Here is a 17,053-nt window from a genome sequence, read left to right on the forward strand (position 1 = left end):
CCTACTATTAATTTAAACTTTTAAAAAAATAAATTTATTTTTGTTTTTTGTAGTAATTTGTTGCAATCATTTTAGATGTATTACGAATATTTAATATATGTGTTTGACGTTGTGTAGTGGAAAACTTTTTTTTAGCATCTAGTAAATTGAAATAGTGTATAGAATAAATTAAATGTTCATATGCCGGAAACAATAAATTGTTAAACAATTTCATAATTCTATTTGACTCTTGTAAATGTTTTTCAAATAAGTCGAAATGTAGTTTAGAATCAGCGTATTTAAAGTTGTATGAAGAATGTTCAATTTCATTATTTAGAAATAAATCACCATAAGTAATAATATTATTATTCATATCTTGATTCCAAATAACATCATAGATGTTAGATTTATTTTGTATATGCATAGCAATTCTTTCTAAACCATATGTAATTTCAGTAGTGATTGGATTACAATTTATCCCCCCTACTTGTTGAAAGTAAGTAAATTGTGTTACTTCCATACCATTTAACCAGACTTCCCATCCTTGTCCCCATGCGCCTAATGTTGGATTTTCCCAATTATCTTCTACAAATCTAATATCGTTAGTTTTACAGTCAATATTTAATTTTTTTAATGAATTTAAATATAAACATTGTATATTGTGTGGAGATGGTTTTATAATTACTTGAAATTGATAGTAGTGTTGTAATCTATTTGGATTTTTTCCGTATCTTCCGTCTGACGGTCGCCTAGATGATTGTACATATGCCATAGATATTGGTTTAGAACCAATTGTTCCAAAAAAAGTTTTATTATGAAATGTTCCTGCTCCTACAGATATATCTAGTGGTTCAATAATAGTACAGTTTTGATTGTGCCAATATTTTTCTAGTGTACAAATTATTTCATAGAATGTTGTTGAAGTGTTCATTTTTTCCTTTTTAAAATTACTTAGCATATATAATTTAATTACACAACTATATATTTTATTTGGTATTATTATTCAAAAAAAATTATATTTTCATTTAAATATATTTATACGAAGTTTTTTAATTATTTCATGAATTTTAAAATTGCTTTATACTACTTAAGTATATATCAAATCAATATTAACGTTCTATAGATGATATGTATTATTTACTGGTTATCTTTTAATTTAATTTAAAAATACAAACATTTAAGTTAATTTTAAAAATTATATTTTTTGTTTTGTTATTTTTTTAAATAAATATTTTAAAGTTTAATAGATAGGAAAAAAAATGAAATACATTGGTGCGCATGTTAGTGCTGCAGGAGGTTTAGATCAAGTAATATTTCGATCTAAAGAATTAGGCGCAACGGCTTTTTCATTTTTTTTGAGTAATCCGTTAAGGTGGAATTTAATACAATTTCGTGATGAAACAATTAAAAAATTTATATTTTTATGTAAAAAATTTAATTATGTTTCTGATCAAATTTTACCTCATAGTAGTTATTTAATTAATTTAGGACATCCTTCTGATGAACATTTAAAAAAATCTAGATTATTATTTGTCAATGAGATAATTAATTGCAAAAAATTAAATTTGTCGTTATTAAATTTTCATCCTGGGAGTCATCTGCGAAAAATAAGTGAACAACATTGTTTAATAAGGGTAGCTGATTCAATTAATTTTGCTTTGCAGAATACTGTTGGAGTAAAATTAGTAATTGAAAATACAGCTGGACAAGGGTCTAACATAGGTTATTGTTTTGAACACTTAGCTCAAATTATTCATAAAGTTAAGGAAAAAGATCGTATTGGGATATGTTTAGATACGTGTCATTTGCATGCATCGGGGTATGATCTTAAAACAGAATTAGGATGCAGACAAACATTTAAAGCATTTAATGATATTGTTGGATTACATTATTTATCTGGGATGCATATAAATGATTCTAAAACAAAGAGGAATAGTCGTATTGATCGTCATCATAATTTAGGACAAGGTTATATTGGAAAATCTTCAATTAGATGGATTATTAGAAACATTAATTTTAAGCTTTTTCCAATGATTTTAGAAACAACGAATAATAAACTTTGGAAAGATGAAATAAATTGGATTAATTCATTATAAACATAATTAATATTAAGTATTATAGGTATAATGTTATTTATGTTAAATATTTAAAGTTTTTTTCTAATTTATAAATTCTATAGTAAATTATTTGTTAATATATTAATTAAACTGAGTAAATAATAATGTTAACTATTTATGGAATTAGTCGTACTAAATGTGGTAAAAAAGCTAGTCGCAGATTGCGTTTACAGAATAAATTTCCAGCTATAATTCATGTTTCTTTAATTTCTAATATTTCTATTGAGTTAAGTCAAAATGATTTTATTAATATAGAAATGAAAAATTCTGATTTTTATAAGAGTGAAGTTATTTTAATAGTAGATAAGGTTAAATATATTGTTAAAATACAGGAAATTCAAAGACATGCATTTAAGTCTAAAATATTACATATTGATTTTTTAAAAGTTAGTGTATAATGAATAAAATTCACGTTTAAAATTGATAATTTTATGTTTATTAAGAAATGTTTTCGGCACGTAATTTAATTTGATATCATACTGACATGATTTTAGTCAGTAAATTCAAAATTTTAATGTTTTCGTGCCGATTATGGTAGTAAATATAATTTAAATTTTAGTATAATTATTAATTTTGATACACAAGTCAATTTTAAAATTTATAAATTAGGTTTATTGAAAATATGTATTAAATCTTTATTGAGAAGAGATTAATATTTTCCATAGTATTTTTCGAAAAAAAATCAGTGTAGAGTTAGATTGTATATATATCATAATTGTTATTCCAGCAGATAATGAAATAGTTAGAAGTAAACATAAATTTACATTAGATATATATATTTTTTTTTTACCAGTATCAGTGTATCTTTTCCAAAGTTTCCATAATAAGAATATTCCTAACCATATTAATAATATTGCAGCTAAAAACTGAATTTTAAAATATGTATTTTCGCTATAATTAGTAGTGTTACTAATAGCTATTCCAGTAAAAATTCCAGGTAAAAAATATATTGGTGGCCATAATATACATCCTAATATATTTGGTATGATAAACGTTTTTAACGATATGTTTAACATACCACAAACCATAGGAACTAAGGGTCGAGTAGGTCCTATAAATCGGCCTAGTAATATTGTTGTAATAGGATAGTTTGTTAAGGTGTTTGTTATTTTATCTAAAACAACGTTATTATTTTTTAATAAATGAAGATTTGTTATGCATTTTTTGAATTTAAAACCGCAATAATAAGAAATCCAATCTCCGCACATACATCCAATTATTCCTACTATCCAAGCTGGATAAAAGCTTAATGTTCCATTACCTATTAATGTTCCTAAAATAGACATCAGGACTATTCCAGGTAAAAAAAGACCAACTAGTGCTAGCGATTCCAAAAAAGTGACTATCAACACCATAAATAGAGCATATGAGATAGATTTTGTTATGAAATATAAAAACCAAGTTTCCATATTTTCTCGTTTTTTATTTGTATAATATGTTTATTTTATTATTTTTTTAAATATTTATTAATTTGTAGAATATGAATCAGTTTTAAAAAAGTGTTAAATTTTATGGTATTTTTTTAAAGTTTAGATTTGTTTAAAAAAAAAATTTATAAAATTATTTGTATACATTTAATTTTTAAAGAATTTTTGTTAGCAAATTGAAAAATTTATAATAAGCATATTTTAGGGTGACTTGTAACGTTAGAGTGTGTAAGACAAATACAATAATTAGTATAGGTTATAAATTTTTAATAATAATATTTAGATAAAAATTTACGTTATTTTAACTAGTAATTTATTTTTTATAAAAATAATGTGTTTTTGAATTTTTACAAATAAAAATAATAGCATAAAATTTTTGCTAATTTTTAAATAAATACTTTAATATTACGCGATAATATGTAATTATGATATAAATAGCGTAGTAAATTATAAAAATTAAATTTTTGTTTAATAATTTTTTAATAAAACACATTGTTATTTTAAAAATATGGTTAAAAAAAATACGTTTTTTGCTAATAAAAATTTAGGTCAAAATTTTTTGGTAGATTCTGAAGTTATTAATAGGATTATTAATGTTATTAATCCAAAAAGTCATGATTTTATGATAGAAATTGGTCCTGGATTAGGCGCGTTAACTTATCCTATTTGTAAAATATTACATAAATTATTCGTTATAGAACATGATAATAATTTAGGGACTAGATTATTAAAAGACATTAGTAATATAGAGGTTTTTGTAGAAGACGTTTTAAAATTTAATTTTTTAAATTTAATAAATAATAGTTTTAAATCTGTACGTATTATTGGAAATTTGCCGTATAATATTTCTATTCCAATATTATTTTATCTGTTTAAATTTCATAATAACATTATAGATATGAATTTTATGTTTCAAAAGGAGGTAGCAAGTAAGTTGTTGGCTATACCTGGTACAAAAAGTTATAGTCGTTTAAGTATTATAGCGCAATATTATTGCGACATAGATTTTTTGTTTGACGTAGTTGCTCAATCTTTTTATCCTATACCCAAAGTAACTTCTTCTTTTGTACGATTAGTACCTCGAAAAGTTTTTAATTTATACGTAAGAGATATAAATCAATTAAGTAATGTAACAGCGTTAGCTTTTCAACAAAGAAGAAAAATAGTAAAAAATAGTTTATCTTCTTTATTTAATGATGATGCATTAAGGAAGTTAGGTATTGATCCTTTATTAAGGGCGGAAAATTTGTCTGTAAAACAGTATTGTTTATTATCAAATCACGTTTGTTAGATTACAATATTTTTTATAGTTCGCGTGATATTCATGTTGTTGCTATACAATTTTATTGTGTTAAACATTTTAATAATTTTAAGTATTTATTGAATTAATATAGGTTTTTAAAATAATGAGTACATATTTCATTGGTGATATTCATGGTTGTTTTAATGAATTAATGCATTTGTTAGAAAAAGTATCATTTGATGCTAATTCGGACGTTTTATGGTTAACTGGAGATTTAATTAATCGAGGTCCTAAATCTTTAGAAGTATTACGTTTTGTTTCTTCTTTAGGTGATAATGTAAAAATGGTATTAGGAAATCATGACGTAAATTTAATTGCGTTGTATGCTAGTATTAAGAATAGTAAAAAAAGTAGTTTAATGAATAATTTATTAAAATCTCATGATATTGATTATTTAATTTATTGGTTACGGAAACAACCATTGTTTAGAGTAGATCATAAAAAAAAGATAATTATGTCGCATGCTGGCATGTATCCGTATTGGGACATACAAACAGCTTCATGTTATGCAAAAAAAATAGAATCTATGTTATGTAATCATAATTATGATACATTTTTAGATTTTTTGTATAATAATAGTGACATTAAGAGTAAACTTTATGAATGTACTGTGTTTAAAAATCGAGAATTAGAATGTTTAAAGTTAGCTTTAAATGTATTCACAAGGATGCGTTATTGTCTTCCAAATGGAGAATTAGATATGACATGTAAACAATCTCCATCTAAAAATATATCTTCTTTATTACCTTGGTTTTTTATTAAGAATTCATGTTTAGAAGATTATTGTGTTTTTTTTGGACATTGGGCTTCATTAGAAAAGAATATTACTCCGAAAAATATAATTTCGTTAGATACTGGATGTTGTTGGGGAGGTATTTTAAGTATGTTTCGTTTAGAAGATAAAAAATGGTTTGTTCAAGAATCTGAGATAAAAAAATAAAAATTTTATGTAATTTTTTTTAATATTTTAAACGTAACATAAAAACTATTTTTAGTTTTCTCGTGTTCTATTATTTTTTTTTTAAAAATAATTTTCCATGGTAAGTGGTCATAGGTTGGAAAATATGTATCTCCTAGAATGTATTTTTCAATATGTGTAATATATAATTTATTGGCAGAAGTTAGCATTTGATTATATAAATTACTTCCACCAATAATCATAATTTCATTTTTATATAAAGCAGATTGGATAGCTTTACTAATAGAATTTACAAATAAAACGTTTGTATTTTTTATATTTTTTTGTCTAGTCAGAACAATATTTTGTCGCATAGGTAAAACACGTCCAATGGATTCCCAAGTTTTTCTACCCATAATTATACTTTTTTTTATGGTATGTTTTTTAAACCAAGATAAATCTTTAGGTATATTCCAAGGTATTGAATTTTTTTGTCCAATTACTAAGTTTTGCGACATAGCAACAATAATACTAATATTCATAGTTTTTTAAAATATTTGTATAAAAAGGTTATTTTGTTTTAAATTAGATTAAAATAATTAAATTCAACTAACTTTGAACGCGGTTTAATTTGTAGATTTTATCTGATGATGCATTTTTTGTAAAGATGTGATATATTTTTTTGGATTAGAAGTAATTGCCATAATTGTTGCACGTGCTCCATTTATTGTAGTATCATAGTGAATTTTATCTTGTAGGGCACTATTATAAATAATTTTTGAATCTTTAATAGTTTTGTTAGAATCTGTAGTGTTAATGATGTATACATATTCATTATTTTTTAGTCGATCTTGTATATCTGGTTTTCCTTCTTGTATTTTATTTACTAAGCGGGCATTTATTCCAGAATTAATTAGTGATAAAGCTGTTCCAGTTGTAGCATCTAATTTGAATCCAATATTTTTTAATTTTTTTGCTAGTGATACAATATTTTTTTTATCACTGTTTTTAACAGATATTAATACTCTTCCAGATTTTTTCATGTTTGCTTGTGCTGCTAGCATAGCTTTTGAAAATGCGTCTTTAAAATTTTTTCCAATACCCATAACTTCTCCAGTGGATTTCATTTCTGGTCCTAATTCAGGTATTACTCCAAAAAATTTGTTAAATGGTAATACTACTTCTTTTACTGAATAATGTGATGGTATAATTTCATGTATGCAGTTTTGTTCTAATAATGTTTTACCGATCATTACGCGTGCAGCAATTTTAGCTAAGGCTACACCAGTAGCTTTTGATACAAAGGGTATTGTTCTTGCTGCTCTAGGATTAACTTCAATAATATATATATTTTCATTTTGTATGGCAAATTGAACGTTCATTAACCCTTTTACAGACAAAGAAAGAGCTAGTTTTTTTACTTGTGATCTAATTTCATTTTGAATATTTTTATTTAGAGTATATGCAGGCAGTGAACAAGCTGAATCTCCGGAATGTATACCTGCTTGCTCGATATGCTCCATAATTCCTCCAATAAAAACATGAGTACCGTCGCAAATAGCGTCTACATCTACTTCAATGGCATTTTCTAAATAATGATCTAATAAAATAGGAAACTTTTTAAAGTTAATACATACATTGTTAAAAAAATTTGTTAAATTTTTTTCATCATAAACAATTTCCATTGATTGTCCACCTAAGACATAAGATGGTCTAATCATAATAGGATATTTTATAGATTTTGCTTGAATAATTGCTTCTTGTAAATTTGTAACTGTAGCATTTTTAGGTTGTTTTAGGTTTAACATTGATACAATTTTTTGAAATCTTTTTCTATTTTCTGATTTGTCGATAGAATCCGGACTAGTACCTATGATAGGAACGTTTGCTTGTTCTAATTCTTTAGCTAATTTTAATGGTGTTTGTCCTCCGTATTGTATTATTACTCCATATGGTTTTTCTATTCTAACAATTTCTAAAATTGTTTCTAAAATGATTGGTTCAAAATATAATCGATTAGAAATATCATAATCAGTGGATACTGTTTCTGGATTACAGTTAATCATAATTGTTTCAAATCCATCTTCTCGAAGTGCCTGTGCTGCATGCACACAACAATAATCAAATTCAATTCCTTGTCCAATTCTATTAGGCCCTCCACCTAAAATAATAATTTTTTTATTATTGTTATTAGGACTAGATTCACATTCATCTTCCCAAGTAGAGTACATATATGCTGTATCATTTGCAAATTCAGCTGAACATGTGTCAATTCTTTTATATACAGGATGAAGTTTTAAATTATATCTAATACTTCTAATTTTTTTTTCAGAATTGTTGCTAAGTTGTGCAATACGTAAGTCAGAGAATCCTTTTTTCTTAAAATATTTAAAATGATTGTAACGTATTTTATTGATGTCTATTTTTTGAATTTCTTGTTCGATGTCAATTATTTCTTTAATTTGAAATAAAAACCATTTGTCAATTAGAGTCAAAGAAAAAATTTCAGACATTGGTATCGACATGCGAAATGCATCTGCAATATACCATAATCTTTCTGATCCTGCTTCTTTTAGCTCATTTTTTATTTTTTTTATGCTTTTTGATGTATATTTCTTAATTTTTGAATTAAATCCACTTACTCCTATTTCCAAACTTTGCATGGCTTTTTGTAGAGATTCTTGGAATGTTCTTCCAATAGCCATTACTTCTCCTATAGATTTCATTTGTGTAGTTAGTCTGTCGTTACATCCCAAAAATTTTTCAAAATTGAATCTTGGTATTTTTGTGATAACATAGTCTATGGATGGTTCAAAAGAAGCAGTAGAGTTAATTCCAATAATGTCGTTTTTCAACTCGTCTAATGTTAATCCTACAGCTAATTGTGCTGCGATTTTTGCAATTGGAAACCCGGTTGCTTTAGAAGCTAACGCTGAAGATCGTGAAACACGAGGATTCATTTCAATAACAATCATATCGCCGTTATCAGGATTTATGGCAAATTGCACGTTAGCGCCACCCGTTTCTACGCCGATTTCTTTTAATATTGAAATAGATGCATTTCTCATGTTTTGATATTCTTTATCAGTTAAAGTTTGTGCGGGTGCTACAGTGATGGAATCACCTGTGTGTATACCCATTGGATCTATGTTTTCAATAGAACAAACAATAATGCAGTTATTATTTTTATCTCGAACTACTTCCATTTCATATTCTTTCCATCCAATTAATGATTCATCAATTAATAATTCTTTAGATGGAGACAATTTTAATCCTTCTGTGCAAATGTTTTTAAATTCTTCATAGTTGTGTGCAATTCCTCCACCACTCCCTCCCATAGTGAAAGATGGTCGAACAATTGCAGGAAATCCTATTTTATCAATGACATTATGTGCCATATTTATATTATGTACAATTTCGCATTTTGCTGTTTTTAATCCTATTTTATTCATAGATTTTTCAAATAATTTTCTATTTTCTGCTTTTTTTATTGAGTTAATAGTAGCTCCTATTATTTCTATTTTGTGTTTTTTTAAAATTCCGTGATTATCCAAATCTAAGACGCAATTTAAAGCAGTTTGACCTCCCATAGTTGGTAATATAGCATCTGGATGTTCTTGTTGAATTATTTTTTTTATTATGCTCCAGTGAATAGGCTCAATGTATGTAGAATCAGCCATATCAGGATCAGTCATGATTGTAGCAGGATTTGAATTAACTAAGATTATTTTATATCCAAGTTCTTTGAGAGCTTTACATGCTTGTGCACCTGAGTAGTCAAATTCACATGCTTGTCCAATGATTATTGGCCCTGCTCCAAGAATTAAAATTGATTTAATATCATTACGTTTAGGCATTGTTTTCCTTATATAATTGTTTTTTGTTGTGAATTATATGATTTTTTCATGAGTTTTATAAACTTATCAAATAATATCATAGAATCATGAGGCCCTGGGCTAGCTTCCGGATGTCCTTGAAAGCTAAATGCATGTTTGTCGTTTCTTTGCAGTCCTTGTATAGATCCGTCAAATAATGAAATGTGAGTTATATTTATGTTTTTAGGTAAGTTATTTGTGTCAACTGTATAGTTATGGTTTTGAGAAGTAATCATAACAGTGTTAGATTTTAATTCTTTAACAGGATGATTGCTACCATGATGACCAAATTTCATTTTTATTATTTTTGCTCCGCTTGCTAATGCTAGTAGTTGATGTCCTAAACAGATGCCAAAAATAGGGATATTAATTTTTAAAAATGCATTAATTGCATTGAGAGCATAAGTGCATGATCTTGGATCACCTGGTCCATTAGATAGAAATATACCATCTGGAAGTATTTGTAGAACTTTTTCAGCAGAAGTGTCAGCAGGTATTACTGTTAAATAACAATTTCTATGTGTTAACATGTTTAATATATTTTTTTTGACTCCAAAATCATATACTACTACATGCCATATTTTTTCTTTTAATTTAGCGTTTGTAATATTATTATTTTTTTGTTTATTTACATTTTTTTTCCAAATATAAAACTTTTTGGTACTAACTTGTTTTACTAGATCTTTATTAGTAATAGGATTATCTAATATATTTATGTGTTTTAGTACATTTATAATACTGTGAATTTTTTTGGTAGTTATATAACCGTATTGTGAACCTGTTGTTCTAAGTATACGTGTTAATTTTCGTGTATCGATGTTAGATATAACAATTATTTTTTGATTTAATAAATAGTTTAGTAAACTCATTTGACTTCTGTGATTGCTATAAATAGATGAGATGTCTCTTACAATTAGTCCTTTTGCATGAATTACATTAGATTCACAATCGTTTTTGTTGATTCCAACGTTACCTATGTGGGGGTATGTAAAAGTAATAATTTGATTAGAATAAGATGGATCTGTTAAAATTTCTTGATATCCTGTCATAGATGTATTAAAAACAATTTCTCCGTATGTTTCTCCCTGGATACCTACTGATTTTCCGTAGAATATTGTCCCGTCTTTTAAAACCAATGTTGCTGATATTTCCAAAGTTTTCTCCTTTCTTAGGACATGTTTAATAATAAGTTATATAATTTTTGTAGAAGGATATCAAATATTTTGATGAATAAAGTTTTATCTAACGTTTTTATTGTAAACAAAATTAAGATTTTTGTCTATTTGAGTTATTTTTCATATTTTAAATAATTTTAATAAAATTTAAATATTAAGTATGTGATTCATGTTAAATAAACCATTTTTATAATTTTTTGAAAATAACCAAATTGCAGCTTGAATTGCGCCTTTGGAGAAAATGGATCTACTTATTGCTTTGTGTGTAATTTCAATATGCTCTCCAGAATTTGCAAAAAGTACTTTGTGTTCTCCAACTATATTTCCAGCACGTATTGAAGAAAATCCAATTTCGTTGTTAGCTCTTGATTTCATGGAACTATGTCTTTCATAGATAGCTTGTTTTGAAAAGTCCCAATTCATAGTTTTGCATATTTTTTTTCCTATTTCTAATGATGTACCTGAAGGTGCATCTATTTTTTTGTTATGGTGTGCCTCTATAATTTCAATATCAGTATTTTTTCCTATTATTTGTGTTGTTTTTTCTAATAATGAAATCATTAAATTAATTCCGATACTATAGTTAGATGATTGAACAATACCTATTTTTTTAGATAAAAGTTTAATTTTTTTTTGTTCTTCTTGAGTAAATCCTGTTGTTCCAATAATTATATTTTTTTTCGCTACAGCACAGATTTCTAAATTTTTCAATGTTGTTTTCGGGTTTGTAAAATCTATTAATATATCAAACTTATTTATATTTTCTTCTAAAGAATTCGTAATAGGAATATTTATTTCTCCTATTTTAGTTATTTTTCCTACATTTTTTTGAACATAGGGCGAGTTATTTTTTACTATAGCTGCAGTTAAAAAGACATTTTTTGTATGGTAAATTTCATGAATCAGGTTTATTCCCATCTTTCCAAGTGCACCTGAAATAGCTATATTTAGTGTTGTTTTTTTCATAATTTAGTTTTTTATTATTTAATTTTTATTGTCTATGAATTGAATTTGGTTATTTATTTCTTAGTATTTTTAGAAGACGAAATATAACATTTTACTTTTTCTTATCAATTTTTTAACACTTTTAAATTATTTTTATGATTTAATATATTAGGAGTAGATTCACTTGCTATTGTTCTTATAGTTTTTGAACTTTTAATGAGCGTTTTTTATATCATGTGTTGAATTGATTAAAAATATTTTTTTTGATTATGTATTAATTTTGCTAATTGATTAGCATTATAAGAATTCGTAGATCTAATGACAAGAATAGTGTCTAATTTTTTTCGAGATATGTTTTATAGCTGTTTTTCTATTAATAGTTGCATAACATATATTATTTTCATGTGAATTAATGATTGCAGGAAATTTTTTTCTCAGAATGGTTATAATAGGATATATTTTTTCTGAAGAGAGTGTTATTTGAGCAGTAATTATTGAATTTCTTGTATTTTTGATTGTTAATTTTATTGCGTATTTTTTAGATTTGACTATATAAATTGAGTTTTTTAGGTTTTTTTGATATCGTTCTAATGTTCCTTGTATTTTAGGGTGTTGAGAGTTTTCTATTAGTATTACGTTGTATGTGTTTTTGTTTTTATAATGTATTTTTTTATGAACCTTTTTAACTAATGGACAAGTTGCATCTATTATAAATATTTTTTTTTCTAATGTTGTTTTTTTAATTTTATTAGGTACGCTGTGTTTTGAAAGCATTAATTTTGAACTTTCTAGAATAGAATTAATATTTTTAGAAAAAATTACTCCTTTTAATTTTAAATTATTAATAATGTAATTATTATGTACGATTTTGTGATTAACGTAAATTAGTTTTCCCCACGTTTTTAATGCTAAATTTACGATAGATAATGCACGTTTTGTTTCTACGCAGAAACTTCGCGGATTTTCTAATAAAATTTTCATATATAGTTTTGTTAACCTTAATAAAATAAGGTGTAGAATGTTCTATATCAATAGTTTAATTTTTTAAAAAATATTTGTTGTGGTATATAAATAAAACACTGCCTATAAAAATGCTAACATCAGCTATATTAAACGTAGCAAAATGCCAATTATTAATGTGAAAATCTATAAAATCTATTACGTATCCAAGATAGCATCGATCAATGAAGTTTCCAATAGCACCACTAATTATAAATGCACTGGGAATGTTGTAGAAGAAGTTTTCTATAGTAGTATTATTATACATCGTTTTGAGTATTATTAATATCGCAATGCTACTTATTAGACACAAGATATAATTTTTTTCTCCAGGATTGTTTGAAAAAAAATTAAATGCAGTTCCATAATTACGAACGTAAAAAATATTCATTATACTAATTAATGGTTTTTTTTCATGTAGTAAAAGGTTATTTATAATCCATTTTTTACTTACTTGATCTAAAATTATTATATTTGCTATAAAAAAAAATAAAATTAATATACGATTATATATGAGTGGTATTTTCATTATAAAAATTGGCGTAATTCACCTGGTCCTATTGTATTTAAAATGCAACGTTTACAAATTTCATGATTTTTATTATTTTTTATTTTAGTAATAATATGCCAGCATCTAGGACATTTAATTCCATTCATTTTTTTTATTATTGTTTTGAAATTTGTAATAGTTTCGCTTTGAAATGCATCTTTTGGGGCTTCATAAAAGTTTTTTATTTCTACTTTAGAAGTTATAAATAAAAATTTTAGTTCTTTATTAAGTAATTTAAGATTGCACTTAATTGTTTCATTTACATATAACGTCATGTGTGCTTCAAGAGATTTTCTTATTATTTTGTTTTGTCGTGCATGTTCTAATGCTTTATTGACTTCGGTTTTAATAATTAGTAACTGATTCCAATATTCGTGATTCATTGTATCTTTATGATTTAAATCGAATAATTGATTAGACCATAGTTCTAAAAATACGAATTTGTTTTTATTTGTTCCAGGTATGTATTCCCATAATTCATCAGAAGTAAAAGGTAAAATAGGAGTAATCCATTTTACGAATGCTGTTAATATTAAGTACATAGCAGTTTGACAACTTCTTCTAGCTATACTATTTTTTTGTGTGGTATATTGTCGATCCTTAATTATTTCTAAGTAAAAAGTTCCCATATCTAACGAACAGAAATTCATTAAGTATTTTATTACGTCATGAAAATTATAATTTTTGTAACTTTTAATTATTTTTTTTTGAATATGTAATGCTTTTCCTATTGCCCATTTATCTAATATTATCATGTTTTTAGCATTGATTAAATCGTTTTCTGGATTAAATTCGTGCAAATTTGCTAAAAGAAATCTGGCAGTGTTTCTAATTCTTCTATAGTAATCTGATATGTGAATTAATGTTTCTTGAGAAATTGACATTTCTTTTGAATAGTTTGTAGATGCAGTCCATAGCCGTAATATATCTGAACCTAATGTATTAATTACTTCTGAAGGATGAACAGTATTTCCAATAGATTTTGACATTTTTTTTTTGTTTTTATCTACTACGAATCCATGCGTGATTACTTTTTTATAGGGAGTTTGATTGCTTATAGCAGCAGATATAATTAGAGACGACATAAACCACCCTCTATGCTGATCAAGTCCTTCTATATATAAGTCTGATATATTATTATGTTGGTGTTGTATTTTGTTGTATATATTTGAAAGTTGAATAGAACCTGATTCAAACCAAACATCTATTACGTCCGTGACTTTTTTATATTGTTTAAATAGTTCACCTAAGAATGATTTTTCTGTGATATCAAACCATGCTTGAATTCCATTAGTTTCTATGTTTTGAATGATTTTTTGCGATAGTTTTATAGTATCGGGATGTAATTTTCCAGTTTTTCTATGAATAAAAATAGGAATTGGAACTCCCCATGTTCGTTGTCTTGAAATACACCAATCTGGTCGATTGATAATCATTTCAATCATTCTATTTTTACTCCAATGAGGGATCCATTTTACTTCTTGAATATATTTTATGCAACGATTTCTCAAATTATTGTGATTTATGTTAATAAACCATTGCTGGGTAGCTCGAGAAATAATCGGAGTTTTATGTCTCCAACAATAAGGGTAACTATGAACAAGTTTTTCGCTGTGTAGTAATGCATTATTATTGTTTAATAATTTTATGACTATTTTAATAGATTTAAAAATATTGATATTGTTTAATTTAGGATGGATATTATTTAAAAAGTGTCCTTTTTTATCAATTGTTGGTGTGAAATTAATATTGTTTTTTTTACAAGCATAATAATCGTCTTGTCCAAATTCTGGTGCTGTATGTACTATTCCGGTTCCTAACTCTTGGGTAACGTGGTCAGCTAAAATTACTGGAATTGTAGTATTTAAAAATGGATGTATAACTTTTAAATTTGATATGTTCTTTCCTAGAAATATATGTATTTTTTTCCATTTTTGAATTCCCATTTTATTCATAGTATCAGGTACTGATTTTTCGGATATAATAAATAAATTATTATTAGTCTGTATTAATTGATATTTAAAGTTAGGATTTAAAGCGATAGCTTGACTGGCAGGTAAAGTCCAAGGAGTAGTAGTCCATACGACTAAGTGTATATCTTGATTATGATCATTTTTAAAAATTTGGTTCCAAAAATTAATGTTATGTGCTAATTTAAATTTTATTATAATAGAATTAGATAATTTGTTGTGGTATTCAACTTCTGCTTCAGCTAATGCTGATTTACAGTTTATACACCAATGTACAGGTTTAAAATCTTGATATACGTATCCGTATTTGAACATTTTCATTAGTGTACGTGCTATGTTTGCTTCGTTTTTAAAATTCATAGTTAAGTATGAATTTTCCCAATCTCCGAATACTCCTAATCGGATAAATTCTAGTTTTTGATTATTAACTTGGGATTGTGCATAATTTCTGCATTTAATTCTAAATTCTTTTTTGGTGATAAGTATATTTTCTTTTTTAATAGTTTTTTCTACTTTATGTTCAATAGGTAACCCGTGACAATCCCATGACGGTGTATAGTAGGTATCGAATCCTGATAAGGTTTTAAATTTAATAACAATGTCTTTTAGTATTTTGTTGATGGCATGTCCTATATGAATATTCCCGTTTGCGTAAGGTGGTCCATCATTCAAAAAAAATTTCTTTTTTCCTATATTTTGTTTTTTAATTAATGAATATATATTGTTATCATTCCATTTTTTAAGGATAAATGGTTCTTTTTTCGATAAATTTCCTTTCATAGAAAAATTAGTTTTAGGTAAGTTTAATGTTGTTTTGTAATCTTTCACTATTGTTCCTTAAATTTTATGTTTTTAATTATTGTTATTTAAATGAAATTTACAATTTTAAATATCTTGATAATTTTTTGAATTTTCAGTTATGAATTTGGATTTCAGTTTTGATAATAGTATTGTGCTATGTGTTTATGTATAAATTTATATCGATATTTAATTGATAATTTTAAATTTTTTATTAGAATTTTTTAAATTAATAGAATTTATTTAGTTGAGTTAATTACGACAATTTCTACTAAAATAAGTATAATGTTTTTATATATGTTGTTTTAATAGATATTACATTATTTTTATATTATATTATAAGTTAGATATGAAGTTGTTATAATAAATATTATTATATTATAGAGTATAAAGTGTAAGTGAGAATTAATTTATTTTGTTATGTTTTTTATGTTTAGATATAAAATTGGTTTGATGTTTTAGATATTTAATATTTTTTTATAATTTTGATATATTTTTTATTTTTATATTTTGTAAAAGTAATGTTATTAATGTTAATTTTCTTAGTATATCAATATTGTTGAATATTTTAACATTTTTTTTATGATGGTAAAAATGTAATCACGTATAATTGATGTTTTAGCAAGTTTGTTCTAGTATAATTATTATATAAATATTTTTTTTTTAATAATTGATATTTTTATTGAATAGGAGTAAATTTTGGCTAATATTAAATCTTCTAAAAAAGATTCGATAAAATCAAGAAAAAAGAAAAAATTAAACGCAAGTAAAAAATCCATGATTAAAACTCTTATTAAAAAAGTTAAAATCGCAATACTATCGGGCGATAAATTAAAATCAGAGTTAGCGTTTAGTAAAATTCAGCCAATTTTAGATAGATATTCAGCAAAAGGTTTAATTCACAAAAATAAAGCAGCACGACATAAATCGAATTTAAAATGCAAAATTAATGCATTATAGAATAGTTGTTTTTAATAATATTATGTATTTTAATCTAATTTGCTTCCATATAACTTT

14 protein-coding genes are annotated in these 17,053 nt (G+C 25.2%); 5 read left to right on the forward strand and 9 right to left on the reverse strand.

Going from position 1 to position 17,053, the window contains the following annotated elements; all coding sequences use genetic code 11:
* Positions 1–34: 34 nt before the first annotated feature.
* The gene (locus BBP_RS00650; protein WP_044010483.1) at positions 35–910 is read right to left on the reverse strand and encodes a glycine--tRNA ligase subunit alpha; all 876 of its coding nucleotides are present in this window, start codon (positions 908–910) and stop codon (positions 35–37) included.
* Positions 911–1,238: 328 nt separating this feature from the next.
* Between BBP_RS00650 and nfo the strand changes: the two genes are divergently transcribed.
* Together nfo and rplY are read left to right on the forward strand one after the other, a co-directional pair.
* Positions 1,239–2,075, forward strand: coding sequence for a deoxyribonuclease IV (gene nfo, locus BBP_RS00655; protein ID WP_011091263.1), 837 nt, complete (start codon positions 1,239–1,241; stop codon positions 2,073–2,075).
* A gap of 125 nt (positions 2,076–2,200) precedes the next feature.
* Positions 2,201–2,494, forward strand: coding sequence for a 50S ribosomal protein L25 (gene rplY / locus BBP_RS00660; protein WP_011091264.1), 294 nt, complete (start codon positions 2,201–2,203; stop codon positions 2,492–2,494).
* A gap of 237 nt (positions 2,495–2,731) precedes the next feature.
* Here the strand turns inward: rplY and BBP_RS00665 are convergent, their stop codons facing one another.
* On the reverse strand, positions 2,732–3,505 hold the full coding sequence (locus BBP_RS00665) for a DedA family protein (RefSeq protein WP_011091265.1): 774 nt from the start codon (positions 3,503–3,505) through the stop codon (positions 2,732–2,734).
* Between the two features lie 526 nt (positions 3,506–4,031).
* Here BBP_RS00665 and rsmA point away from each other — a divergent pair.
* Both rsmA and BBP_RS00675 read left to right on the forward strand, forming a co-directional pair.
* Complete coding sequence (rsmA, locus tag BBP_RS00670) at positions 4,032–4,814, forward strand: 16S rRNA (adenine(1518)-N(6)/adenine(1519)-N(6))-dimethyltransferase RsmA (protein ID WP_011091266.1); 783 nt, start codon at positions 4,032–4,034, stop codon at positions 4,812–4,814.
* Positions 4,815–4,929: 115 nt separating this feature from the next.
* Positions 4,930–5,766, forward strand: coding sequence for a symmetrical bis(5'-nucleosyl)-tetraphosphatase (locus BBP_RS00675; RefSeq protein WP_011091267.1), 837 nt, complete (start codon positions 4,930–4,932; stop codon positions 5,764–5,766).
* Between the two features lie 5 nt (positions 5,767–5,771).
* Here the strand turns inward: BBP_RS00675 and folA are convergent, their stop codons facing one another.
* The 7 genes from folA to ileS all read right to left on the reverse strand — a co-directional run bounded on the left by folA (position 5,772) and on the right by ileS (position 16,066).
* Complete coding sequence (gene folA, locus BBP_RS00680; protein ID WP_011091268.1) at positions 5,772–6,266, reverse strand: type 3 dihydrofolate reductase; 495 nt, start codon at positions 6,264–6,266, stop codon at positions 5,772–5,774.
* Between the two features lie 84 nt (positions 6,267–6,350).
* On the reverse strand, positions 6,351–9,581 hold the full coding sequence (gene carB / locus BBP_RS00685; protein WP_011091269.1) for a carbamoyl-phosphate synthase large subunit: 3,231 nt from the start codon (positions 9,579–9,581) through the stop codon (positions 6,351–6,353).
* Positions 9,582–9,589: 8 nt separating this feature from the next.
* Positions 9,590–10,753, reverse strand: coding sequence for a glutamine-hydrolyzing carbamoyl-phosphate synthase small subunit (gene carA / locus BBP_RS00690; protein WP_044010488.1), 1,164 nt, complete (start codon positions 10,751–10,753; stop codon positions 9,590–9,592).
* Between the two features lie 168 nt (positions 10,754–10,921).
* Positions 10,922–11,740: a 4-hydroxy-tetrahydrodipicolinate reductase gene (dapB, locus tag BBP_RS00695; protein WP_011091271.1), complete on the reverse strand. Its 819-nt coding sequence runs from the start codon at positions 11,738–11,740 to the stop codon at positions 10,922–10,924.
* 294 nt (positions 11,741–12,034) lie between these two features.
* The gene (locus BBP_RS00700; RefSeq protein ID WP_011091272.1) at positions 12,035–12,700 is read right to left on the reverse strand and encodes a 4-hydroxy-3-methylbut-2-enyl diphosphate reductase; all 666 of its coding nucleotides are present in this window, start codon (positions 12,698–12,700) and stop codon (positions 12,035–12,037) included.
* A gap of 55 nt (positions 12,701–12,755) precedes the next feature.
* Positions 12,756–13,247, reverse strand: coding sequence for a signal peptidase II (gene lspA, locus BBP_RS00705; RefSeq protein ID WP_011091273.1), 492 nt, complete (start codon positions 13,245–13,247; stop codon positions 12,756–12,758).
* Positions 13,247–16,066, reverse strand: a complete 2,820-nt coding sequence (gene ileS, locus BBP_RS00710) for an isoleucine--tRNA ligase (protein ID WP_011091274.1) — start codon at positions 16,064–16,066, stop codon at positions 13,247–13,249. The genes lspA and ileS overlap by 1 nt, the downstream gene beginning before the upstream one ends.
* Positions 16,067–16,735: 669 nt before the next feature.
* Between ileS and rpsT the strand changes: the two genes are divergently transcribed.
* Positions 16,736–16,996 carry a 30S ribosomal protein S20 gene (gene rpsT / locus BBP_RS00715; RefSeq protein WP_011091275.1) on the forward strand — a complete coding sequence of 87 codons (261 nt, stop codon included), beginning with the start codon at positions 16,736–16,738 and terminating at the stop codon, positions 16,994–16,996.
* Positions 16,997–17,053: the final 57 nt, after the last annotated feature.

Origin of the sequence: Buchnera aphidicola str. Bp (Baizongia pistaciae), assembly GCF_000007725.1 — a bacterium.
Taxonomy (GTDB): Bacteria; Pseudomonadota; Gammaproteobacteria; order Enterobacterales; family Enterobacteriaceae; genus Buchnera_B; species Buchnera_B aphidicola_H.